This window comes from Streptomyces erythrochromogenes, from assembly GCF_040684695.1.
In the GTDB taxonomy this organism is placed as follows: Bacteria; Actinomycetota; Actinomycetes; order Streptomycetales; family Streptomycetaceae; genus Streptomyces; species Streptomyces erythrochromogenes_C.
Genome location: NZ_JBFBGM010000016.1, coordinates 1 through 21,481, shown reverse-complemented (window position 1 = coordinate 21,481; position 21,481 = coordinate 1). Strand labels below are relative to the sequence as shown.

Sequence of the window (21,481 nt, the reverse complement as noted above, 5' to 3'; positions counted from 1 at the left end):
CATCCACGAACCACCGAGGAGCAGAGCTGTGAGCGGCAAGGGCGCACCCGAACTGAGCGTGAAGAACTGCGGAGACCTGCGAGTCGCCGTGATCGCGGCCCAGTGGCACGAAAAGGTCATGGACGGACTGGTCGACGGCGCCCTGCGCGCCCTGCACGAGCTGGGCATCGACGAGCCGACCCTGCTCCGCGTCCCCGGCAGCTTCGAGCTCCCGGTCGTGGCGAAGGTGCTGGCCGGCCGCGGCTACGACGCCATCGTCGCCCTCGGCGTGGTCATCCGCGGGGGCACCCCGCACTTCGACTACGTCTGCCAGGGCGTCACCCAGGGCCTGGTCCAGGTGTCCATCGACACCGGAGTCCCCGTCGGCTTCGGCGTGCTGACCTGCGACAACGACGAGCAGGCGCTGGACCGTGCCGGGCTCGAAGGGTCCAACGAGGACAAGGGCCACGAGGCGGTCACCGCCGCCGTCTCCACCGCCATGACCCTGCGCACCGTCAGCGAGCCGTGGCGCTAGGTCGTGTCCGAGGGGTGAACCCCGGCACCGGGACACCCGGGTGAGCCCGTACTCTAAGGACATCATGGCGAACACACCCTCCAAGACCTTCGAAGAGCTCTTCGCCGAGCTTCAGCACAAGGCCGCCGAAGGCGACCCCAGCACCTCCCGCACCGCCGAGCTCGTCCACAAGGGCGTCCATGCCATCGGCAAGAAGGTCGTCGAGGAGGCCGCCGAGGTCTGGATGGCCGCCGAGTACGAGGGCAAGGAAGCCGCCGCCGAGGAGATCTCCCAGCTGCTCTACCACGTCCAGGTGATGATGGTCGCGCGCGGGATCTCCCTCGACGACGTCTACGCCCACCTCTGAGTCCGGGCCGCCCGGCCGCCCGCCTCACCCTCACGTCAACCACGCACACCACGCATCAAAGGAAGCCCCATGCTGCGCATCGCCGTCCCCAACAAGGGTTCACTCTCCGGACCGGCGTCGGCGATGCTCCATGAGGCCGGCTACCGGATGCGCAAGGAGTCCAAGGAACTCGTGGTCGTCGACCCCGAGAACGAGGTGGAGTTCTTCTACCTCCGCCCCAAGGACATCGCGATCTACGTCTCCTCCGGCAAGCTCGACATGGGCATCACCGGCCGCGACCTGCTGCTCGACTCCGGCGCCAGCGCCGAGGAGATCCTCCCGCTGAACTTCGGCCGCTCCACCTTCCGCTACGCCACCACCCCCGGCACGGCGAAGGGCCCCGAGGACTTCACCGGCATGACGATCGCGACCTCGTACGAGGGAATCGTCGCCAAGCACCTGGCCGACCAGGGCATCGACGCCTCCGTCGTGCACCTCGACGGCGCGGTCGAGACCGCCATCCAGCTCGGCGTCGCCCAGATCATCGCGGACGTCGTCGAGACCGGCACCAGCCTGCGCAACGCCGGCCTGGAGGTCATCGGCGAGCCGATCCTCACCTCCGAGGCCGTCGTCATCCGCGGCAACGGCGCCGACGCCGACGACCCGCAGGTCCAGCAGTTCCTGCGCCGCCTCCAGGGCGTCCTCGTCGCCCGCAGCTACGTGATGATGGACTACGACTGCCGCGCCGAACACCTGGAGCGGGCCGTCGCCCTCACCCCGGGCCTGGAGTCGCCGACCGTCTCCCCGCTGCACAACGAGGGCTGGGTCGCCGTCCGCGCCATGGTCCCCGCCAAGGAGGCCCAGCGCATCATGGACGACCTGTACGAGCTCGGCGCACGCGCGATCCTCACCACCTCGATCCACGCCTGCCGCCTGTAAGGGGTGTCCCGCCGGCCGGACCCGGCCGGCACGCCGCCCCTCACCCGTACGCCACCCCCAGAAGGCACCGCACCATGGCCGAGTCCGCCGCCCCGCCCGCACCGCCCGCCCTGCCGGTCACCTTCCGGCCGACCCGTACCCGGGCCGTCCTGCTGGGCGTCGGGCTCGCCATGTTCGTCACCATCACGGCCATCGCCGTGATGCTGGAACGCCTCCAGCCGGGTGAGCGGATCAGCTTCGTCTTCACCGCGGTCCTGCTCACCTCCGTCCTCGTCCTGCTCAGCCGCCCCAAGGTGGTCGCCGACGAGGAAGGCGTCACCGTCGTCAACCTCACCAACACCCGCCGCCTGGCGTGGGCCGAGATCCTCCGGGTCAACCTGCGCCCCGGCGACCCGTGGGTGTTCCTGGACCTCAGCGACGGCACCAGCCTGCCCGTGCTCGGCATCCAGCCGGGCGTGGCCAAGCAGCAGGCCATCAGCGACGCGCGCGCCCTGCGGGCCCTGGCCGAAATCCGCGGAACCGGCCCGAACGACGGCTGACCCCGCCGATCCTCGTGGCCGCCTACCGTTGCGGCCGCGATCCCAATGACTACCCTGGTGGCGGGGCGCAGCCGTGCGCCCTCCCACCGGCCCCGGGACCCCGAGGCCCGCGGGCACCTGCAACTCGAGGAGTGACTCCCTCCAGCAATGGACGGATCGTCCGGTAATACCCGCGCCGCCCTCCCCACGGAGGCGGCGGCATGACCATCCCGCTACTCCTGCTCGCGGCGGCGTTCGCCCTGATCCTCGCCAACGGATTCTTCGTGGCGGCCGAGTTCGGCCTCGTCACCGTGGAACGCCCCGAGGCCGAGCGCGCCGCAGCCGACGGAGACCGCCGTGCCCGCACGGTCGTCAAGGCCCTGCGCGAGCTGTCCTTCCAGCTCTCCGGCACCCAGCTCGGCATCACCATCACCTCCCTCGTGGTCGGCATGCTCGCCGAGCCCGCCCTGGCCGCACTGCTGTCGGGGCCGCTCTCCGCGACCGGCCTGCCGAAGGGAGCCGTCTCCGGCGTCGCCGTCGTCATCGGCATGCTGCTCGCCTCCGCCGTCCAGATGGTCGTCGGCGAGCTCGTCCCGAAGAACTGGGCGGTCTCCCGGCCGCTCCAGGTGGCCCGCTTCGTCGCCGGCCCGCAGCACGCCTTCTCGCGCGTCTTCCGGCCCGTCATCGCCGGCCTCAACGCCGTCGCCAACCGGCTCGTACGGGCCCTCGGCGTGGAACCCACCGAGGAGATGGCCTCCGCCCGCACCCCGGGCGAACTCGTCTCCCTGGTACGCCATTCGGCCCAGGCCGGCGCCCTGGAACAGGACACCGCCGACCTCTTCGTACGGACCCTGTCGCTGGGCGAGCTCACGGCCCAGCACGTCATGACCCCCCGGGTGAAGGTCAGCGCCCTCCAGCACACGGCCACCGCGGCCGACGTACTGAACCTGACCCGCGCCACGGGCCTGTCCCGCTTCCCGGTCTACCGCGAACGCATCGACGAGATCACCGGCATGGTCCACCTCAAGGACGCCCTCGCCGTCGCCGAGTCCGAACGCGACCGCATCAGCGTGGGACGGATCTGCGTCGCCCCGCTCCTGGTGCCCGGCTCCCTGCCGGTGCAGCCGCTGCTGGAGCGGCTGCGCAGCGAACAGCCGATGGCCGTCGTCGTCGACGAGTACGGCGGCACCGCCGGCGTCGTCACCCTGGAGGACATCGTGGAGGAGCTCGTCGGGGAGGTCCGCGACGAGCACGACCTCGCCGAGGACGCCACCCCCGAACTCGCCGCCGTCGCAGCCGAGGACGGCCGCCCCTCCTGGGAGGCCGACGGCAGCTGCCGCGTGCAGACCCTGCGCCGGATAGGCCTGGAAGTGCCCGAGGGCCCCTACGAGACCGTCGCCGGCCTCGTCGCCGACCTGCTCGGCCGGATCCCCGCCCCCGGGGACCGCGCGGACCTCCCCGGCTGGAAGCTGTCCGTCCGCAGGGTCGGCCGCAACCGGGCCGAACGCGTCCGCCTGGTCCGGCTGACGGCCGTACCCGCCGCCGGCACCTACCGGCAGCCCGCGGCCCCCGCCGCCGCCACCGTGCCCGGCACCGGCCGCCACGGCGACCCCGCATCGCAGCGGGCCGAGCTGGAAGGCGCCGCCCGGTGAACGCGCTCGAACTCGTCTTCGCGCTGCTCCTCGTCCTGGCCAACGGCTTCTTCGTCGGCGCCGAGTTCGCGCTCGTCTCCGTACGGCGCAGCCAGATCGAGCCCCTCGCGGCCGAGTCCAAGAGGGCCCGCCAGGTCCTCCACGGCCTGGAGAACCTGCCCCGCATGATGGCCGCCGCGCAGTTCGGCATCACCATCTGCTCCCTCACCCTCGGCGCGGTCGCCGAGCCCACCGTGGCCCGGCTGCTGGAGCCCGTCTTCCACGCCGTCCACGTACCCCAGGGCCTGATCCACCCCCTCGGCTACGCCCTCGCGCTCGCCGCAGTGGTCTTCCTGCACCTGGTCATCGGCGAGATGGTCCCCAAGAACCTCGCCATGGCCGCACCCGAGAAGACCGCCCTGTGGTTCAGCCCCGGCCTGGTCGCCTTCGCCCGCCTCTGCGGGCCGGTCACCACGGCGCTCGGGGCCTGCGCCAAGGTCGTCCTGAAGCTCTTCAAGGTCGAGCCCAAGGACGAGGTGGAGGCCGCCTACACCTCCGCCCAGCTGGGCCGGCTCCTCCAGGACTCCCGGCAGGCCGGGCTCCTGGAGCCGGTCGAGCAGGAGCGGCTGGAGGACGCACTGGAACTGGGCAGCCGCCCCGTCACCGACGTCCTCCTCGACCGCGACCGCCTGGTCACGGTCGGCCCGGCCGTCACCCCGCGCCAGATCGAACAGCTCACCGTCCGCACCGGCTACTCCCGGTTCCCCGTCCGTGCCGACAGCGGGGCCTTCATGGGCTACCTGCACGTCAAGGACGTCCTGGACCTGGAGGACCGGGAACGGGCCGTGCCCCAGCGGGTCTGGCGCCGCATGACCACGCTGTGCGCCACCGTCCCCCTGGACGACGCCCTCGGCGTCATGCGCCGGGACGCCACCCACCTGGCCCAGGTAGCGGACCAGAGCGGCCGGGTCCTCGGCCTGGTCGCCCTGGAGGACGTCCTGGAAATGCTGGTCGGCGAGGTCCGGGACCCGGCGCACCGGGTCCCCGCGGGCCGCACGTAGCCGAGGAGGCCGGGGGGAGTCGCGGACACGCCTCCCCCCGGCCCACCGGGCGTCACAGGGGCGGCTCGGGCCGTTCCTGGGGACCGCGGCCCGACAGGACCTCCCCGTACGCCTGCATCAGATCCGGCAGCCGCAGCGTGGCCAGGTCGTCCCGCGACGGCTCGCCCGCGAAGCCCGCCAGCCGCAGGTCCCGGTACGCGCAGCTCTTCTCGTACAGGGTCCGCAGGAAGCGGCCGTTGCCGAGCTCGTCGATCCACCCCTGCTCCACCACGTGCCCGCTGATGCTGCGCAGCTCCTCCAGGGCCTCCTCGTCCCAGTGGTCGCCGTTGGCGTCCGCGAGCACACCGCCGATCGCGGTCAGCTCCGGCGGCCGGTAGCTGGGGAAGTCCACCCGGGTGGTGAACCGCGAGGACAGCCCCGGATTGGCCGCCAGCAGCCGGTCCATCCCGGCCGGGTAGCCGGCGAGGATCACCACCAGGTGGTCCCGGTTGTCCTCGGCCCGCTTCAGGAGGACCTGCAGGGCCTCGTCCCCGTACGCGTCCCCCTTGCTGTAGCCCGTGTTCGACAGCGAGTACGCCTCGTCCACGAACAGCACCCCGCCGATCGCCGAATCGATCAGCTCGTTGGCCTTCACCGCGGTCTGCCCCAGGAACTCACCGACCAGATCGGCCCGTTGCGCCTCGACCAGATGGTCCCCGCCGAGCAGGCCCAGCGCGTAGAAGACCCGGCCCAGGATCCGTGCCACGGTGGTCTTGCCGGTGCCCGAGGGCCCGGAGAAGACGAAGTGCCGTTTCGGCGGCTGCACCGGCAGCCCCTGCCCCGCCCTCAGCCGCGCCATGTGCAGCTGGGCGGAGAGCGCCTTCACCTGCCGCTTGACCGGCTCCAGGCCCACCATCCGCTCCAGCTCCGCCAGCGCCTCGGCCAGGGCAGCCGGGTCCGACGGCCCGGTCGGCAGCCCCTCCGTCGAGCCCTGCGGAGGGACGGCCGCCTTGCGTCGTACGCCCTCCATGCGGCCGGGCGGGGGAGCCGGCGGAGCCAGCGGGTCCGGCCCCGCCTGCCCGTCCGCGGCGATGTCCTGGACGGGCCCGCCGCCCGGCGGACCGCCCAGGGCGACCGCCGCGAAGTCCCCGCCGACCGGGGACGGGCCGTGCCCCGCGTAGCCTCCGTACCCCGAATACCCGGCCAGCCCCGCCAGATCGGCCATGCCGTCGGTGTCGTCGCCGTCCTCGATCGCCGTCAGCCGGGCCGCGGTGTCCATGAACGAGGGATCCACCCGGTGCACGGCCCGGTACAGCGGCAGCGCCGCCGCACTGCGCCCCGTCCCCTCGTGCGCCCGCGCCAGCCAGTACCGCAGCTCCTTGCGCTGCGGCTGCTCGCTGCGGCAGCGCATCAGCGCCGCCGACAGCAGCGGCTCGGCCTGCCCGTACATCTCCAGACGCACCCGCGCCATCCCGCCGAACAGCCCCGCCTCGATCCCCAGCAGCGGATCGTTCACCAGCGGCTCGGTGTGCCGGACCAGCTGCTCCCAGTCCTTGACCAGGTAGGCCCGGCAGGCGTGCAGGAACCGGACCTGCGCGTCGGTGTCGACCGGCGGCAGTGCGGCGAGGGCCTGGTCCAGCTCCGGTACGTGGCGGCCGTCCAGCCAGTGCGAGGCGTGGGCGAGCAGCAGGTCCCGCCGGTTCTCCAGCACCGGCTGCACCCACCAGCCCAGCCAGTACCAGGAGTTCAGGGTCCTGCGGTGACGGGCCCGCTGTTCGCCGAAGCGGTCCCGGTGCGCGTACATGCGCAGTAACGCGTTCCCCGTGTCGACCCGGAGCGCGTGCAGGCCCAGCCACGCGTCGGCCATCGAGGGGTCGAGCCGCACGGCCGTCCGGAACTCCTCCTCGGCCTGCGGGTAGGCGCCCATGGTGCAGGCGTCGACCCCCCGCAGCCAGGCGAGTTCGGCCGGGGCGTGCATGCTGCCCGGCGTGCCGAAATCCATCACGTCCCCCACAAGCCTGCCCGTGGTGCGCCGCAACCCCCGCTTCGAGCGCGCGAGTTGTCCGGTGCCCCCGCCTGGCGTCGCTGGAATCAGGGCTGCATCGTACCTGCGCTTTCGCACCTTACGTAGGGTGCGGCGGGCCCGGTTCGGACGGGAGCCCCGGGCGTGTCCGGTGACACAGGGTGAACGTTCGGGGGGTGGATGCCTCGCGCGGTGCCCCGGCGGAGGGGGCGCGAGGGCAGAACGAAGCCCCCGATCACGGGGGAACAATCGGGGGCTCCGTGTGCGCGGCGGCCGGTAAAGGCCCCGCATTGAGAACGTAAGGCCGTCGCGGGCCCCGGGTCAAGCGGGTCGGCACAGGCCCGGCCGGGTGGAATTCCGACGCCGCTCAGGCCCGGGGGAGTTCGTCACCTTCGGTGACGGAAGCGGGGGCTCCTGCAGTCCCTCCGGCCCCGGAAGACCACTCGTATCCCGTACCGCTCTGACGTACCAGAGTGCCGGCGAAGGGGCGCGAAGGATCACTGGAGAAGTGTGCGCGCTCCGCGCGCTCCCATCCGTCCCAGAAGCCGGAGAGTTCGCGCCCGTCCCGGTCGCGGCCCCGCAGCCACGACTCCGCGCGCGGCGTCTCCATCCACAACAGCCGGGCCAGGTGCGGGCGCAGCGACCGCCGCCCGGCGCCGACCCCCTCCACCAGCAGCACCGGCGCCGGCTCCAGCACCCGCTCCGGCCCGAAGCGCCGTTCCACCCAGTCGTACGGGGTCCAGTGCGCGGGCCTGCCGCCGGCGAGGGGCTCCAGCACCTGGGTGCGCAGCCGCTCCTCCCAGGCGAACAGCTCCTCGTGGCTGGCCACGTCGTCCAGGTGCAGCACGGGCGCCCCGCCCAGCGCTTCGGCGAGCCGTCCCGCGAAGGTGCTCTTGCCCGATCCGGCGTGCCCGTCGATCCCGATCAGGCGCACCGGTCCGAGGGAGCACGGCAGCGCGGCGAGCTCCCGGGCGAGTGACTCAAGTGACTGGTGTGACTCCACCCGACCAGCGTAGACAAGCCCGACACGACCCGTGGCTTGGGTCTTCGGCCGCCGGGAACCTGGAAAGGTGACACCACCGAAGCACCGACCCACCCCGGGGGACCACGCGATGACCGCACCCACGCCACGCAGGGCCGTACTCGTCGCCGCACTCGCGGTCGCCACCGCGGCCGCCGCCGCCGTCCCCGGCGGCGGCTCCCCGGCAGCCGCCGCCCCCGCCCCGCGCGCCCAGGGGCGCAGCGTCGACAACCGCTTCTGGTTCTCCTACGGCCACTGGCGCGCCGGCACCCACCGGGGAACCGGAGCCGTCGCCGGGGCCCGCCCCGGCCTGCAGATCCGCACGGCCGACGGCCGCACCGAGTACGCCGACCCGCACACCGGGCGCAAGGCCACCTGGGAGTACGCCACCTGGACCTCCCCGCTGCACCGCTCCACGGTCCCCGCCACCGAGGCCGTCGCCTCCTGGAACGCCCGCACCCCGGCCGGCACCTGGATCCAGGTCGAGCTGCGCCCCACCTACACCGACGACACCACCGGCCCCTGGTACGTGATGGGCCGGTGGGCCTCCGGCGACACCGACATCCGCCGCACCTCGGTGGACGGCCAGACCGACGGCCGGTCCACCGTCTGGACCGACACCCTGGCCGTCGACGCACCCGCCGCGGCCGCGGGCCTGCGTATCGCCGGCTGGCGGCTGCGCCTGACCCTCCACCGCCGGCCGGGCGCCACCGAGGGCCCGACCGTGTGGCTGGCCGGCGCCATGGTCTCCGACGTCCCCGACCGGTTCACCGTCCCCGCCTCCCGCCCGTCCGGCACCGCCCACGAGCTGAAGGTCCCGCGCTACTCGCAGCAGACCCACATCGGGCGCTACCCCGAGTACGACAACGGCGGCGAGGCCTGGTGCAGCCCCACCTCGTCCCAGATGGTCATCGAGTACTACGGCCGCAAGGCCGAGCCCGCCGCCCTGGCCTGGGTGGACCCGGCGTACTCGGACCCCCAGGTCTGCCACGCCGCCCGCTCCACCTATGACGCCGCCTACAAGGGCTGCGGGAACTGGTCCTTCAACGCGGCGTACGCCGCCACCTACAGCGGCCTCGCCGGTGCCGTCACCCGGCTCGCCTCCCTGACCGACCTGGAGACCGTGGTGAGGGCCGGCATCCCCGTGATCACCTCCACGTCCTTCCGGGCGGACGAACTCACGGGCGCCGGCTACGGCACGGCCGGCCACCTGATGACCGTCGTCGGCTTCACCGCCGCCGGGGACGTGGTCGTCAACGACCCCCACGCCCACGACAACCCCTCCGTACGCCGGGTCTACCGGCGCGGCGAGTGGGAGAACATCTGGCTGCGCACCAAGCGCACCACCACAGCCGGCAAGACCGCCTCCGGAAGCGGCGGGGTCTGCTACCTCTACGCCCCCGCCCTGCCGTCCATGGCACAGATCCGGGCCCTGCGGACGGTGGGCGTGCTCTGACGGCGGGGCCTGCCGCGAGCGAGCGGGGCGATCGCGGAAATTGCCCGTTGACCAGGCGGGCCGGGTAAGCGGAACATAATGGGGTAAATGGCACATAAAGGCTTCTCAGTAGGAGGCGGCCCGCCATGACCACCCATCCCAGCATCGAGCACCACCCCGACCTCGCCGAGATGCGCACTCGGTTCGAGCGGGTGACCACCACTCCCCGCGCGCAGGCCGTCGAGGCACTGGCCCTGATAACGGGCCTGTACCTGGCCGCCTCGCCGTGGATAGCGGGATTCGGCATCCTGCTGCCGCTGGCGATCAACAACCTGATCGTCGGCCTCGCGTACTGCCTGTGCATGGGCGGCCTGGGATCCGCCTACGAGCGCACCCACGCGATGGCGTGGACGGCGGTCGTCCTGGGTGCCTGGACGATCATCGCCCCGTGGGCCATCGCCGGTGAGATGGACGCGACGCGTGCGGTGGTCAGCAACGTGATCACCGGAGCCGTCGCCCTCTGCCTCGGCCTCGCGATGGCGGCCATGGCCGGCCGCAGCCGCGACACCAGGGTCTGAACCGCAAACCCCCGAACCCGCAAACCCGCGAACCCGTAAACCAGTGACCCCGTGAACCGACGCCGGACGAACCGGCCGCCGGGCCCCGACCGCACCGCGCACCAGCCGGAGCGGCCGGGGCCCGCTCGCGTGACGTGCGCCACCAGTGACCCTCGTCTCTACCGCGAAAGCCGCGAACGCTGGCACATTGGACACCATGACCGCAGACACCGCCGCCCCGACCGCATCCGCCCGGAACCTCGCCCGCACCGGCACCGGGGGCCCCAAGGAGGACTCCAACTGGCTGGAGCACGTCCTCGGCTGGACCCTCGTGGTCGTCGTGGCCATGTTCGTCACCCAGGTCGGCTGGTTCTGACCCCTCCCCGGCGCGAGCCCCCGTACCCCTGACTGCCATACTTCGGCCGTCCTGTGGCGGTTCGAGGCTGGGGCCGGAATTGAACAACAGTCAACAGCGTGGAACGACCCGTCGTTCACAGGTGCGCAGGGCCGAACTCATAGCCATCGGGCGCAAGTTGTTCGCCGACACCTCCTACGACGCACTCTGCATGGACGACATCGCCCAGCACGCGGGCGTCGCCAAGGGCCTGATCTACTACTACTTCACGAGCAAGCGCGGCTACTACCTCGCCATCGTCGAGGACTCCGTGGCCGACCTCGTCGCCCGCGCCGCCGGCGGCACCGACCTCCCGAACGCGGAACGGGTCCGCCGCACCGTCGACGGCTACCTCCACTACGCCGAGCACCACCGCGCCGCCTACCGGACCATCGTCACCGGAGGCGTCGGCTGCGACGCCGAGGTGCTCGCCATCCGCGACGCCGTCCGCGAGGAGCTGGTCGCCACCATCGCCGAAGGCGCCTACGGACACCGCTCCCTCCCGCCCATCGCCCGCCTCGCCCTCGTGGGCTGGCTCTCCGCGGTCGAAGGGACCACTCTGGAATGGATCGGCGGGCCGAGCGCCCCGGACCGGCCCGGACGCGCCCGGCTCGGAGCCCTGCTGGTACGCCAGCTGCACGCGACATTGGCGGTGATCGAGGAGTTCGCCCCGGAGTGTCCGGCACCTCCCCCCGGCGAAGAGCCGTTCCGCACTGCTGATGATCTTGCACCGGTGACGGGAAGCCCCTGATCGGGCATACTCAACCCGCCGCAGCCGCTGAACAGGCTCTTCCGCAACCCGGGAGGGCCGGCACCGGCTGCACAGAGCCCGAGACCCGGCGGCGCGTCCCACACCTCGCGCGTCGCCGCCGTGCCCGAGATGGAGGAGAGCGCCGCCATGACCGACCGCGCCCCGCAGCCGGTGGACCGACAGCTGCCCACCGAGGAGTCCCGCGACCTCCTCGCCCTCGTTCGCGAGATCGCCCAGCGCGAGATCCGTCCCCGGGCCGCCGAGGAGGAGGACTCCGGACGCTTCCCCCGAGAGGTCTTCACGCTGCTCTCCGAGGCCGGACTGCTCGGCCTCCCGTACCCCGGCGAGTACGGCGGCGGCGAGCAGCCGTACGAGGTCTACCTCCAGGTCCTGGAAGAGCTCGCAGCGGCCCGCCTGACCGTCGGCCTCGGCGTCAGCGTGCACTCCCTGGCCTGCCACGGCCTCGGCGGCTACGGCACCAAGGAGCAGCAGGCCGCGCACCTGCCCGCGATGCTCGGGGGCGGCCTCCTGGGCGCCTACTGCCTCTCCGAGCCGGCCGCCGGCTCCGACGCGGCCTCGCTCACCACCAAGGCGGTCCGCGACGGCGACGACTGGGTCATCACCGGCACCAAGGCCTGGATCACCCACGGCGGGGTCGCCGACTTCTACACCGTCCTCGCCCGCACCGGCGTCGAGGGCCCCAAGGGCATCACGGCCTTCCTGGTCCCCGGGGACGCGGCCGGCCTGACCGCGGCCGTGCCCGAGAAGAAGATGGGCATGAAGGGCTCGCCCACCGCCCAGCTGCACTTCGACGGGGTACGCGTACCGGATTCGCGCCGCATCGGCGAGGAGGGGCAGGGCTTCTCCATCGCCCTGGCCGCGCTCGACGCGGGACGGCTGGGCATCGCCGCCTGCGCCATCGGCGTCGCCCAGGCGGCACTGGACGAGGCGCTCGTCTACGCGCTGGACCGCAAGCAGTTCGGTCACCCCATCGCGGACTTCCAGGGGCTGCGGTTCATGCTGGCCGACATGGCCACCAAGATCGAGGCGGGCCGGGCGCTCTACCTCGCGGCGGCGCGGCTGCGGGACGCCGGCAAGCCGTTCTCCCGGCAGGCCGCCATGGCCAAGCTGTTCTGCACGGACGCGGCGATGGCCGTCACCACGGACGCGGTCCAGGTCCTCGGCGGCTACGGCTACACCGCGGACTTCCCCGTCGAGCGGCTCATGCGCGAGGCGAAGGTGCTCCAGATCGTGGAGGGCACCAACCAGATCCAGCGCATGGTCATCGCCCGCCACCTGGCGGGACCCGAGACGCGCTGACGCGCTCCTCCGCCGAACGGGTCAGTACAGCCCGCTGCTGGTCGAGGGCCAGACCGGGGACGACGTGAGCCGGGACCACTCCGGGTCCCGCCGGCCGGGCAGGGTGCGGCCGGCATCGGCCCACCGGGCCAGCAGGTCGCGGTAGATCGGCGGATCGGGCGCCTGCTGCTCGCGCAGCGGCTCACGCGGAAGCGGGCGCGGAACCGATTCTTCGAAACCCGACGACATCGGACGGCGCCTTCGGCCCGTGGAAGACTGAAGCGTGCTCATGCACGGCCAACGCCGGACCGAAGCCACGGGTAATCGCCCCCGACGTGCGCCCATCCGTTCGAGCCTTCCCCGCCGCCGGGCGGGGGGCGGGGGGCGGGGGGCTTCGGCGGGGCGGGGGCAGCTTCGGGGGCGGGGCTTCGGCGGGGCGGGGGCCGGAAGGCGCGGGGCAGTACGGAAGGGCGGCGTTCCGGCGGGGCGGGGTCCGGAAGGTGCGGCGGTGGCTTCGGGTGGGCAGGACCCACTCGGGCGGGGGTCAGTGGCGTTCTGGGGGTTTTTCCGTCTGTCCGATGGTTTTCCGGGTCGTGCCGGTCCCTCAAGGGCGCTCCTGCGTCGCGTCGCGTTGCGATGGCCTGCGGCCACCCTTGACCGCCCGTCCCGCCCCGGAACTGCAAGGACCGGCGGAAAACCCCAAAAGAACGAGCCGGGCGACGAGAGACCATCGGGGCGGTGTCCAGCGCGAGCAACGCCAGGAGCGCCCCAAATCGCTACGCGCTCCTGCCCGGCGGCGTCTGCAGGCCTCGTGGGCTGGGCATAGGCCGCCATCGATCGCTACGCGCTTCGCCCTGACCGCGTCCGCAGGCCTCGTGGGCTGGACATAAACCGCCTTCGATCGCTACGCGCTCCTCGATCACGCGCCCGCAGACCGGCCGGGGTTGTTCATAAGCCGCAGAGGCCCGATGACCTGCTCATGGACGGCGTCTGCGAGCGGATCGGGGGAGGAAAAGCGCCGGATGACGGCTGAGGCGAACCCCATCCATGTCTGCGCGAGTGCAAGCCTCAGAAGACCCTCGGTTTGCCCTAATTGCCCTCCTTTGGGTGGGCGGTTGGGATGTCACCCTGGCGTTGTCGGGGGTTGGCATCGGCTGAGCCGATGGATCGCCCCTCCCCTCCCTCGAATCCGCCCTTCCCAGCCCCGAACGACCGCCGGACGCGGGCAGGGTGAAGCGCGTAGCGATCTGGGGCGGCCTATGCCCAGCCACAGGGGCTCGCAGTCGCGTGATCGAGGAGCGCGTAGCGATCGATGGCGGCTTATGCCCAGCCCAAGAGGCTGGCGGACGCCGTCGGGCAGGAGCGCGTAGCGATTTGAGGCGCTCCGGGCTCCCGCCCGCGCATCGCTGATGTGGCCGTCCCTGAAACGAAGGTCCCGGCTCGTTCTTTTGGGGTTTTCCGCCGGTCCTTCGTAGTTCCGGGGCGGGACGGGCGGTCAAGGGTGGCCGAAGGCCATCGCAACGCGACGCGACGCAGGAGCGCCCTTGAGGGACCGGCACGACCCGGAAAACCATCGGACAGACGGAAAAACCCCCAGAACGTCACTGACCCCCGCCCGAGTGGGTCCTGCCCACCCGAAGCCACCGCCGCACCTTCCGGACCCCGCCCCGCCGGAACGCCGCCCTTCCGTACTGCCCCGCGCCTTCCGGCCCCCGCCCCGCCGAAACCCCGCCTTCCGTGCCGACCCGCACCATCCGTCCCCGCCCCGCCCAAGCCCCGCCCCCACCGCGCCCCGCGCTCCCAACCCCCGCCCCGCCGAAGCCCCCGCCCCGCGCCCCCGCCCGCCACTTCGTGCCCTGCTGTCAGAGCGTGCCAGAAGTCTGGTCCCCGAGTGCGTTTCTGACGTACCGTCATATCCCGTCATCCGCGCCGCTTTCCGACGTCACCCGTGCCCGCCCCGGAGGTCCGCCATGCCCGCCGACCGGCCCGTCGCCCTCGACGAGTACCCCATCCACCAGGCCCCGCTGTCGATGAAGCACCTCGTGAGCGGCGACCGCAACGCCTACGACCGGTGCATCTTCCACGTCTTCGACCACGCCGGCCGCGCCGTCCTGATCCTCGGCCTCGGCGTCTACCCCAACGCCGGGGTCATCGACGCCTACGCCACTCTCCGCGTCGGCGACGAACTCCTGGCGGTCCGGGCCTCCGACGCCCTCACCGACGACCGGATGAACCTCTCGGTGGGACCCCTGTCCATCGGTGTCGACGTGCCGCTCAAGCAGCTGACGCTGCGCTGCGCTCCCGATGCCGACGACCCGCACGGGCTCTCGTACGACATCACCTGGACCGCCGAGTTCCCCGCGGTCTGGGAACCGCACCACATCCAGCGGCGCGGTGACCGGCTGATGCTGGAGGGCCGCCGCTTCGTCCAGGCGGGCGGCGTCACCGGCACGATCCGCGCCAAGGGCGAGGAGTTCACGCTCACGGCGGGGGAGTGGACCGGCACCCGGGACCGGAGCTGGGGCGTGCGGCCGATCCCCGGCGAGGAGGGCGGCCGGGCGGCCGAGGAACACCGCCCCGAGGGCTTCCACTGGCTCTGGATCCCGGTCCGCTTCGCGGACCGCTTCGTCATGGTCATCGCCCAGGAGGACGCGGACGGCCACCGCACCCTGAACGAGGCCCTGCAGGTCTTCCCCGAGGGCAGCGGCCGCCCGGACGTCCAGCTCGGCTGGCCGCACACCGAGATCCGCTACCGCCCCGGCAGCCGGCACCCCGAGAGCGCCGTCATCCACCTCACCGACCCGTCCCGCAAGCCCCTGGAGCTGGGCGCGGAGATCCTCACCTCCTCCCCGCTCGCCGTCGGCGCCGGCTACCCGCCCGCCGCCGACTGGCAGCACGGCACCTGGCAGGGCCGCGGCTGGAGCGACCGCCGCGTCTACGACCTCTCCCGCCCCGGTGCCCACCCCATGGCCGCCTTCGGGGTCACCGACCACTCGGCCCGCTTCACGCTCGACGGGCAGACCGGACACGGCATCTTCGAGCACGGCAGCTTCGGGCGCCACGACCCGAGCGGCTTCGCCGACCACTCCTCCGTCGCCCCGTAGCGCCCGCACCTCCCCACCTCCCCGCAGGTCCAGGTCCGAGCAGCAGAAGGGGTACCCATGGCCACCGCACCACGTCCGCGCACCTCCACCCGCGAGCCCGAGGAGCTCGGCCGCCGCCTCGGCGCCTGGCTCGACGGCCGGCTCCCCGGAGCGAAGGTCACCAACGTCTCCGTCCCCGGCTCGAACGGGATGTCCAGCGAGACCCTGCTCTTCGACATAGAGCATCCGGACACCCCGCTGCGCGCCTGCGCGCTGCGGCTCGCCGCCGACCCGGCCGCCTACACCGTCTTCCCTACATACGACATGCCGCGCCAGCACCGCGTGATGGGCCTGGTCGCCGAGCACACGGACCTGCCCGTCCCGCGCGTGCAGTGGCTGGAAGAGGACCCCGGCCCGCTGGGGGCGCCGTTCTTCGTGATGGCCCGCGCCGAGGGCCGGGTCCCGCCCGACGTCATGCCCTACACCTACGAGGGCAACTGGCTGCACGCGGCGACGGACGCCGAACGCGGAGCGCTCCAGGAGGAGAGCATCTCGCTGCTGGCCCGGCTGCACGACCAGTTCCCCGCCGAGGAGGCGGAGTTCCTCCTGCCCGAGGGCGAGGGCAGCCCCCTGCGCCGGCACGTGGACGCCCAACGCGCCTACTACGCCTGGGTGGTGGGCGGACTGGCGCCCTCACCGCTGATCGAGCGGGCGTTCGCCCGCCTGGAGGAGCTGTGGCCGGCCGACGAGGGGCCCGCCGTCCTGAACTGGGGCGACGCCCGCATCGGCAACGTCGTCTACGACGGGTTCACGCCGGTGGCGGTCCTGGACTGGGAGATGGCGGCGTACGCCCCGCGCGAGGTGGACCTCGGCTGGAGCGTGTACCTCCACCGGTTCTTCCAGGACCTCACCGTGAGTTTCGGCCAGCCCGGCCTGCCGGACTTCCTGCGCCGTGAGGACCTGGAGCGCCGCTACGCCGAACTGACCGGCCACACCCCGCGGGACATGGAGTTCCACACCCTCTACGCCGCCCTGCGGCACGCGATCGTGATGCTGCGCATCGCCTACCGGCAGGCCCACTTCGGCGAGGTCGAGGTCCCGGCGGACCCGGACGGCCTGATCCTGCACCACGCCAGCCTGGCCGCCATGGTGCAGGGGACGTACTGGTAGGGGCCGGGGGAGTGCAGGGGTTGCGGACGGGCGGCCGGTCAGGCCGCCTGTGCGTGCTGCTGGCGGGTCTGGGCCTGCGGCTGCGGCAGGACCGGGCGCACGACGCGGATCGGGCGCGATCCCGGGCCTCCGACGTGCGAGAACGGCTGCGTCCGCCAGTCCAGGCCCTGGGGCAGGGCGGACGGGGTGAAGGAGTCGGGCTGCGGGGCGGCCTCCGCCGACGGGCTCATGCCGACGGTGGGGAGGGCCTCGGCGGCCGGCCGGCCGGTGCCGGCGCACACGGTGAGGCCGAAGGGGTTCCACGGGGTGAGGCAGAGCGCGTGCTGCGGCAGGTACTCCTCGTCGGCGACGAGGGCGATCGACTGGCCGCAGTCGGGGCAGATCGCGTGGTGGATCTCGAACCCCTCGACTTCGTCGAGGTATTCGCCGTCCTCGGGGTATCCGTCGTCCCCTGAGTCGAGCGGTTCGAGAGGCTCCGGTTCGGTGCGACCGGCGCGCTGGGTATTCAGCATGGATGTACTCCCCCTTGGGTGGGCCGGGCGGGCAGGTTCTTCGGCCTCGGCCACAGCAACCACTTCCCGTCGAGCGTCACGAGTAACCACAACAGACCGGCCTCCACCTGCATACCCCTGTGGCCTTGGTCACATGCCCGGCGCAGATGCCTCCAGTGGGCGGACAGCACTGGGCCTGGAGTGGCTTTGGCCGTAAGTTGAGCGGCTATGAGCGCAATGGAGGAGCTGGACCGCCAGATCGTGGATCTGCTCGTGCGGGACGGGCGGATGAGCTACACGGATCTGGGCAAGGCCACGGGACTGTCCACGTCGGCAGTCCATCAGCGGGTACGCCGACTGGAGCAGCGCGGGGTGATCCGCGGCTACGCGGCCGTGGTCGACCCGGAGGCCGTCGGCCTGCCGCTGACCGCATTCATCTCGGTCAAGCCCTTCGACCCGAGCGCCCCGGACGACATCGCCGACCGGCTGTCCGGCGTACCCGAGATCGAGGCCTGCCACAGCGTCGCGGGCGACGAGAACTACATCCTCAAGGTGCGCGTCGCCACGCCTCTGGAGCTGGAGGACCTCCTGGGCCGGCTGCGCGCCCTCGCCCACGTCGCGACCCGGACGACCGTGGTCCTCTCCACCCCCTACGAGGCGCGTCCGCCCCGCGTGTGACCCCGTAGGGGTACCCGGCGGTCGGGAGCGGCGGGGCGACGCGGGACACTGGTCGGCATGACTGACCGCACCGCCCACTCCGCCGACGCCGCCGGAGCACCGACCAGGACCGTCCTCCTCCGCGGGGGCGAAGTACACAGCCCCGCCGACCCCTTCGCCACGGCGATGGTCGTCGAGCGCGGCCACGTCGCCTGGGTCGGTTCCGAAGGCGCGGCCGACGCCTTCGCGCAGGGTGTCGACGAGGTCGTCGATCTCGGCGGGGCGCTCGTGACCCCCGCCTTCACCGACGCGCACGTCCACACGACCTCCGCGGGTCTGGCCCTGACCGGGCTGGACCTCACCGGTGCCCGCTCGCTGGCCGCCGCGCTGGACCTCGTACGCGCGTACGCGGCGAGCCGGCCCGCCGACCGGGTGCTGCTCGGGCACGGCTGGGACGCCGCCCGCTGGCCCGAGCGCCGCGCGCCGCGCCGCGGGGAACTCGACGAGGCCGCCGGCGGCCGTCCCCTCTACCTCAGCCGCATCGACGTGCACTCGGCCGTGGTCACCACGGCCCTGCTCGAACTCGTTCCGGGGGTGCGTCCCGAAGGGGACCTGCCGCTGACCGCCGACGACCACCACGCCGTACGGCGGGCCGCGCTCGCCGCGGTCACCCCGGCCCAGCGCGCCGAGGCGCAGCGGGCCGCGCTGGACCGGGCCGCGTCCCTCGGCATCGGTTCGCTGCACGAGTGCGGCGGGCCCGACATCTCCTCCGCCGAGGACTTCACGGGTCTGCTGGCCCTGGCGGCCGAGCGGCCCGGGCCGCGCGTGTTCGGGTACTGGGCCGACCGGGACCTCGACCTGGCCAGGGAGCTGGGGGCCGTGGGCGCCGCCGGCGACCTGTTCGTGGACGGCGCCCTCGGTTCGCACACCGCCTGTCTGCACGCCCCGTACGCCGACGCCGCGCACACGGGGACGGAGTACCTGGACGCGGTGGCGGTCGCCGAGCACGTGGCGGCCTGCACCGAGGCGGGCCTCCAGGCCGGTTTCCACGCCATCGGCGACGCGGCGATCACCGCGGTGGTCGAGGGCGTCCGGGCGGCCGCCGAGAAGGTCGGCCTGGCACGGATCCGCGCCGCCCGGCATCGGGTCGAGCACGCGGAGATGATGACCCCGGCCACCATCGCCGCCTTCGCGGAGCTGGGGCTCACCGCTTCGGTGCAGCCCGCCTTCGACGCGGCGTGGGGCGGCGAGGAGGGGATGTACGCCGACCGGCTCGGCGCCGACCGCGCCCGCACCCTCAACCCGTACGCGGCCATGCTGAAGGCCGGGGTGCCGCTGGCCTTCGGTTCGGACGCGCCGGTGACCCCGCTCGACCCGTGGGGCACCGTCCGTGCGGCCGCCTTCCACCGGACGCCCGAGCACCGGGTCTCGGTGCGGGCCGCCTTCACCGCCCACACCCGGGGCGGCTGGCGGGCACTGGGCCGCGACGACGCGGGCGTCCTCGTACCCGGCGCTCCGGCCGACTACGCGGTCTGGCGGACGGGCGAGCTGGTCGTCCAGGCCCCGGACGACCGGGTGGCCCGCTGGTCCACCGACCCCCGGTCGGGCACCCCCGGACTGCCCGATCTGACCCCCGGCTCCGAACTGCCGGTGTGCCTCGCCACCGTCGTCGGCGGGCGGGAGGTATTCGTACGCCCACAGGGGTGATCCGGTCGGCCTCGGTTCGGTACGGGCGGTCGGACCCGGATAGGTTCGGCCGGGTCCACCACAGGACGTCGTGCCGGACGGATCCGTCTGCTCAGCGCGCCCGCGCCTCGGGGGCGAGGGAAGGTTTCGCCGGGCGGCGGGTGGCCCCAGGTCGGGGTCCGGCGGTCCAGTAGACAACGGTCACGGCGGCCCGCAGCCAGCGGGAGTCTGATCGGCCCGAAGGACCGCGGGCCCCGATCACCCGATACGGCGCCCCCGGGGAGGCCGCCGGCGCCCGCACCGCCGGGGCGGGCCGCGACCGATGTTCTAAAGTCATCCTCTGCGACCAGACGTACAGGACGTGCAAGAGCACAAAAGGGGACTCAGTGAGCGACGGCGGACAGCGGACCTACGGGCCGCTCGGTACAGCCTTGGTGATCATTCCGACCTACAATGAGGCGGAGAACATCGGGCTGATCGTCGGCCGCGTCCGGGCGGCGGTTCCCGAGGCCCACGTCTTGGTCGCCGACGACAACAGCCCCGACGGCACGGGCAAGCTCGCCGACGAGCTCGCGGCCGGCGACGACCACGTGCACGTCCTGCACCGCAAGGGCAAGGAGGGGCTGGGCGCCGCCTACCTGGCGGGCTTCGTCTGGGGCCTGGACGAGGGCTACGGCGTGATCGTGGAGATGGACGCCGACGGCTCCCACCAGCCGGAGGAGCTGCCCCGCCTGCTGACCGCACTGGCCGGCGCCGACCTGGTCCTGGGCTCGCGCTGGGTGCCGGGCGGCCGCGTCGTCAACTGGCCCAAGAGCCGCGAGTTCCTCTCGCGCGGCGGGTCGACGTACTCCCGGCTGATGCTGGACGTCCCGATCCGGGACGTCACCGGCGGCTACCGCGCCTTCCGGCGCGAGACCCTGGAGGGCCTGGGGCTGGAGGACGTGGCCTCGGCGGGCTACTGCTTCCAGGTGGACCTGGCCCGCAGGGCGGTGCAGAAGGGTTTCCGCGTGGTGGAGGTCCCCATCACGTTCGTCGAGCGTGAGTTCGGCGACAGCAAGATGAGCAAGGACATCGTGGTGGAGGCCCTTTGGCGGGTCACCCAGTGGGGCCTGAAGGCCCAGGCCGCCAAGCTGCTCGGCAAGGACAGCGGCAAGGACTCCGGCAAGCGGGACGGCGGCGCCTGATCCGGCTCGACCTGCCGGGCACCCCTAGGGGGCGCCCGGTACCTCCGGCTGAGGACACTTTTATCCGGCCCCAGGCACACTGGGTGGTATGACGACCGGCACTGGATCCCTGCGAACGGGCACCCCGACGGCCCCCCGTCGGCGCTCGCCCGCCCGAACCTTCCTTCCCCTGGCCATCGCCGCCTGGCTGATCCTGGAGATCTGGCTGCTCGGCCTGGTCGCCGACGCGGCCGGCGGGCTCGCCGTGGCCGCGCTGATCGCCGGCGGACTGGTCCTGGGCGCGGTGGTCATCAAGCGCGCCGGGCGCCGGGCCTTCAAGAACCTGACGGACACCTTCCAGCAGGCGCAGCAGGGGCAGCAGCCCGCCCCGCAGCAGCCGGGCCGGGGCAACGGCCTGACCATGCTGGCCGGCCTGCTCCTCATGCTGCCGGGCCTGCTCTCCGACGTCGCGGGCCTGCTCCTGCTGCTCCCGCCGGTCCGGGCCTGGGTCGGCCGCAGGGCCACGCGGTCCCTGGAGCGGAAGATGGCCGCGGCCCCGGCCGGCAGCTTCGGCGACGCCTTCCAGCAGGCCCGTATCCACTACCCCGACGGCAAGATCGTCCAGGGTGAGGTCGTCCGCGAGGACCGTCCGGGCCCGCAGGACGGCCCGGACACCACCTACCGCCCGCCGCTGACGCCGTAGGAGCAGGAGAACGCACAAGCCGAGCAACGGCGCGGTCCTCCTCGGCCACGGGCTGTGGGAGCGGCGCTCGGCGCGGCGTCC

21 protein-coding genes are annotated in these 21,481 nt (G+C 72.9%); 17 read left to right on the top strand and 4 right to left on the bottom strand.

What is annotated here, in order from left to right; translation table 11 throughout:
• The first annotated feature begins 28 nt into the window (after positions 1 to 28).
• The 6 genes from ribH to AB0O53_RS22920 all read left to right on the top strand — a co-directional run bounded on the left by ribH (position 29) and on the right by AB0O53_RS22920 (position 4,988).
• Positions 29 to 514: a 6,7-dimethyl-8-ribityllumazine synthase gene (gene ribH, locus AB0O53_RS22945; RefSeq protein WP_007262951.1), complete on the top strand. Its 486-nt coding sequence runs from the start codon at positions 29 to 31 to the stop codon at positions 512 to 514.
• A 64-nt stretch (positions 515 to 578) separates the two neighbouring features.
• Entirely contained in the window at positions 579 to 860 is a 282-nt protein-coding gene (locus AB0O53_RS22940; protein ID WP_350996898.1) for a phosphoribosyl-ATP diphosphatase, read from the top strand.
• Between the two features lie 69 nt (positions 861 to 929).
• Positions 930 to 1,778: an ATP phosphoribosyltransferase gene (gene hisG / locus AB0O53_RS22935; protein WP_350996901.1), complete on the top strand. Its 849-nt coding sequence runs from the start codon at positions 930 to 932 to the stop codon at positions 1,776 to 1,778.
• Between the two features lie 74 nt (positions 1,779 to 1,852).
• Entirely contained in the window at positions 1,853 to 2,317 is a 465-nt protein-coding gene (locus AB0O53_RS22930) for a PH domain-containing protein (RefSeq protein WP_350996904.1), read from the top strand.
• A gap of 200 nt (positions 2,318 to 2,517) precedes the next feature.
• A complete protein-coding gene (locus AB0O53_RS22925) occupies positions 2,518 to 3,948 on the top strand; it encodes a hemolysin family protein (RefSeq protein ID WP_350996907.1) in 1,431 nt (476 codons plus the stop codon).
• Positions 3,945 to 4,988: a hemolysin family protein gene (locus AB0O53_RS22920; protein ID WP_350996910.1), complete on the top strand. Its 1,044-nt coding sequence runs from the start codon at positions 3,945 to 3,947 to the stop codon at positions 4,986 to 4,988. Before AB0O53_RS22925 ends, AB0O53_RS22920 begins: the two co-directional genes overlap by 4 nt.
• 52 nt (positions 4,989 to 5,040) lie before the next feature.
• Here AB0O53_RS22920 and AB0O53_RS22915 read toward each other — a convergent pair whose 3' ends face one another.
• Positions 5,041 to 6,969 (bottom strand): AAA family ATPase, encoded by a 1,929-nt coding sequence (locus AB0O53_RS22915; protein ID WP_350996912.1) that lies wholly within the window; start codon positions 6,967 to 6,969, stop codon positions 5,041 to 5,043.
• A gap of 388 nt (positions 6,970 to 7,357) precedes the next feature.
• Entirely contained in the window at positions 7,358 to 7,993 is a 636-nt protein-coding gene (locus AB0O53_RS22910; RefSeq protein ID WP_365197885.1) for a uridine kinase family protein, read from the bottom strand.
• A 109-nt stretch (positions 7,994 to 8,102) separates the two neighbouring features.
• On the opposite strand from AB0O53_RS22910, the gene AB0O53_RS22905 reads away from it, so the two are divergent.
• From AB0O53_RS22905 to AB0O53_RS22885, 5 genes are all read left to right on the top strand, one after another.
• Entirely contained in the window at positions 8,103 to 9,467 is a 1,365-nt protein-coding gene (locus AB0O53_RS22905) for a C39 family peptidase (RefSeq protein WP_365197883.1), read from the top strand.
• A 125-nt stretch (positions 9,468 to 9,592) separates the two neighbouring features.
• Entirely contained in the window at positions 9,593 to 10,024 is a 432-nt protein-coding gene (locus AB0O53_RS22900; RefSeq protein WP_350996920.1) for an SPW repeat protein, read from the top strand.
• Between the two features lie 196 nt (positions 10,025 to 10,220).
• On the top strand, positions 10,221 to 10,379 hold the full coding sequence (locus AB0O53_RS22895; protein WP_350996922.1) for an SCO1431 family membrane protein: 159 nt from the start codon (positions 10,221 to 10,223) through the stop codon (positions 10,377 to 10,379).
• Between the two features lie 79 nt (positions 10,380 to 10,458).
• Positions 10,459 to 11,148 carry a TetR/AcrR family transcriptional regulator gene (locus tag AB0O53_RS22890; protein WP_365197880.1) on the top strand — a complete coding sequence of 230 codons (690 nt, stop codon included), beginning with the start codon at positions 10,459 to 10,461 and terminating at the stop codon, positions 11,146 to 11,148.
• Positions 11,149 to 11,295: 147 nt separating this feature from the next.
• Positions 11,296 to 12,468: an acyl-CoA dehydrogenase gene (locus AB0O53_RS22885; protein WP_350996927.1), complete on the top strand. Its 1,173-nt coding sequence runs from the start codon at positions 11,296 to 11,298 to the stop codon at positions 12,466 to 12,468.
• 21 nt (positions 12,469 to 12,489) lie between these two features.
• On the opposite strand, the gene AB0O53_RS22880 is transcribed toward AB0O53_RS22885, so the two are convergent.
• On the bottom strand, positions 12,490 to 12,696 hold the full coding sequence (locus AB0O53_RS22880; RefSeq protein ID WP_350996930.1) for a hypothetical protein: 207 nt from the start codon (positions 12,694 to 12,696) through the stop codon (positions 12,490 to 12,492).
• 1,721 nt (positions 12,697 to 14,417) lie between these two features.
• On the opposite strand from AB0O53_RS22880, the gene AB0O53_RS22875 reads away from it, so the two are divergent.
• Both AB0O53_RS22875 and AB0O53_RS22870 read left to right on the top strand, forming a co-directional pair.
• A complete protein-coding gene (locus AB0O53_RS22875; RefSeq protein WP_365197876.1) occupies positions 14,418 to 15,551 on the top strand; it encodes an Rv3169 family protein in 1,134 nt (377 codons plus the stop codon).
• 57 nt (positions 15,552 to 15,608) lie between these two features.
• On the top strand, positions 15,609 to 16,700 hold the full coding sequence (locus tag AB0O53_RS22870; RefSeq protein ID WP_350996936.1) for a phosphotransferase family protein: 1,092 nt from the start codon (positions 15,609 to 15,611) through the stop codon (positions 16,698 to 16,700).
• A 38-nt stretch (positions 16,701 to 16,738) separates the two neighbouring features.
• Here AB0O53_RS22870 and AB0O53_RS22865 read toward each other — a convergent pair whose 3' ends face one another.
• Positions 16,739 to 17,212 (bottom strand): hypothetical protein, encoded by a 474-nt coding sequence (locus tag AB0O53_RS22865; RefSeq protein ID WP_350996939.1) that lies wholly within the window; start codon positions 17,210 to 17,212, stop codon positions 16,739 to 16,741.
• 216 nt (positions 17,213 to 17,428) lie between these two features.
• Between AB0O53_RS22865 and AB0O53_RS22860 the strand changes: the two genes are divergently transcribed.
• From AB0O53_RS22860 to fxsA, 4 genes are all read left to right on the top strand, one after another.
• Complete coding sequence (locus AB0O53_RS22860) at positions 17,429 to 17,869, top strand: Lrp/AsnC family transcriptional regulator (protein WP_030663734.1); 441 nt, start codon at positions 17,429 to 17,431, stop codon at positions 17,867 to 17,869.
• Between the two features lie 57 nt (positions 17,870 to 17,926).
• Positions 17,927 to 19,555: an amidohydrolase gene (locus AB0O53_RS22855; protein ID WP_365197872.1), complete on the top strand. Its 1,629-nt coding sequence runs from the start codon at positions 17,927 to 17,929 to the stop codon at positions 19,553 to 19,555.
• Between the two features lie 365 nt (positions 19,556 to 19,920).
• Positions 19,921 to 20,718 (top strand): polyprenol monophosphomannose synthase, encoded by a 798-nt coding sequence (locus tag AB0O53_RS22850; RefSeq protein WP_350996943.1) that lies wholly within the window; start codon positions 19,921 to 19,923, stop codon positions 20,716 to 20,718.
• 88 nt (positions 20,719 to 20,806) lie between these two features.
• A complete protein-coding gene (gene fxsA / locus AB0O53_RS22845; RefSeq protein WP_434094444.1) occupies positions 20,807 to 21,400 on the top strand; it encodes an FxsA family membrane protein in 594 nt (197 codons plus the stop codon).
• Positions 21,401 to 21,481 lie beyond the last annotated feature (81 nt).

Bases quoted from the DNA above. Each gene is read 5' to 3' on its own strand.
- AB0O53_RS22940 (WP_350996898.1), top strand. From the start codon at position 579: ATGGCGAACACACCCTCCAAGACCTTCGAAGAGCTCTTCGCCGAGCTT.
- hisG (WP_350996901.1), top strand. From the start codon at position 930: ATGCTGCGCATCGCCGTCCCCAACAAGGGTTCACTCTCCGGACCGGCG.
- AB0O53_RS22930 (WP_350996904.1), top strand. From the start codon at position 1,853: ATGGCCGAGTCCGCCGCCCCGCCCGCACCGCCCGCCCTGCCGGTCACC.
- AB0O53_RS22925 (WP_350996907.1), top strand. From the start codon at position 2,518: ATGACCATCCCGCTACTCCTGCTCGCGGCGGCGTTCGCCCTGATCCTC.
- AB0O53_RS22915 (WP_350996912.1), bottom strand. From the start codon at position 6,969: ATGGATTTCGGCACGCCGGGCAGCATGCACGCCCCGGCCGAACTCGCC.
- AB0O53_RS22905 (WP_365197883.1), top strand. From the start codon at position 8,103: ATGACCGCACCCACGCCACGCAGGGCCGTACTCGTCGCCGCACTCGCG.
- AB0O53_RS22900 (WP_350996920.1), top strand. From the start codon at position 9,593: ATGACCACCCATCCCAGCATCGAGCACCACCCCGACCTCGCCGAGATG.
- AB0O53_RS22895 (WP_350996922.1), top strand. From the start codon at position 10,221: ATGACCGCAGACACCGCCGCCCCGACCGCATCCGCCCGGAACCTCGCC.
- AB0O53_RS22885 (WP_350996927.1), top strand. From the start codon at position 11,296: ATGACCGACCGCGCCCCGCAGCCGGTGGACCGACAGCTGCCCACCGAG.
- AB0O53_RS22880 (WP_350996930.1), bottom strand. From the start codon at position 12,696: ATGTCGTCGGGTTTCGAAGAATCGGTTCCGCGCCCGCTTCCGCGTGAG.
- AB0O53_RS22875 (WP_365197876.1), top strand. From the start codon at position 14,418: ATGCCCGCCGACCGGCCCGTCGCCCTCGACGAGTACCCCATCCACCAG.
- AB0O53_RS22870 (WP_350996936.1), top strand. From the start codon at position 15,609: ATGGCCACCGCACCACGTCCGCGCACCTCCACCCGCGAGCCCGAGGAG.
- AB0O53_RS22865 (WP_350996939.1), bottom strand. From the start codon at position 17,212: ATGCTGAATACCCAGCGCGCCGGTCGCACCGAACCGGAGCCTCTCGAA.
- AB0O53_RS22860 (WP_030663734.1), top strand. From the start codon at position 17,429: ATGGAGGAGCTGGACCGCCAGATCGTGGATCTGCTCGTGCGGGACGGG.
- AB0O53_RS22855 (WP_365197872.1), top strand. From the start codon at position 17,927: ATGACTGACCGCACCGCCCACTCCGCCGACGCCGCCGGAGCACCGACC.
- fxsA (WP_434094444.1), top strand. From the start codon at position 20,807: ATGACGACCGGCACTGGATCCCTGCGAACGGGCACCCCGACGGCCCCC.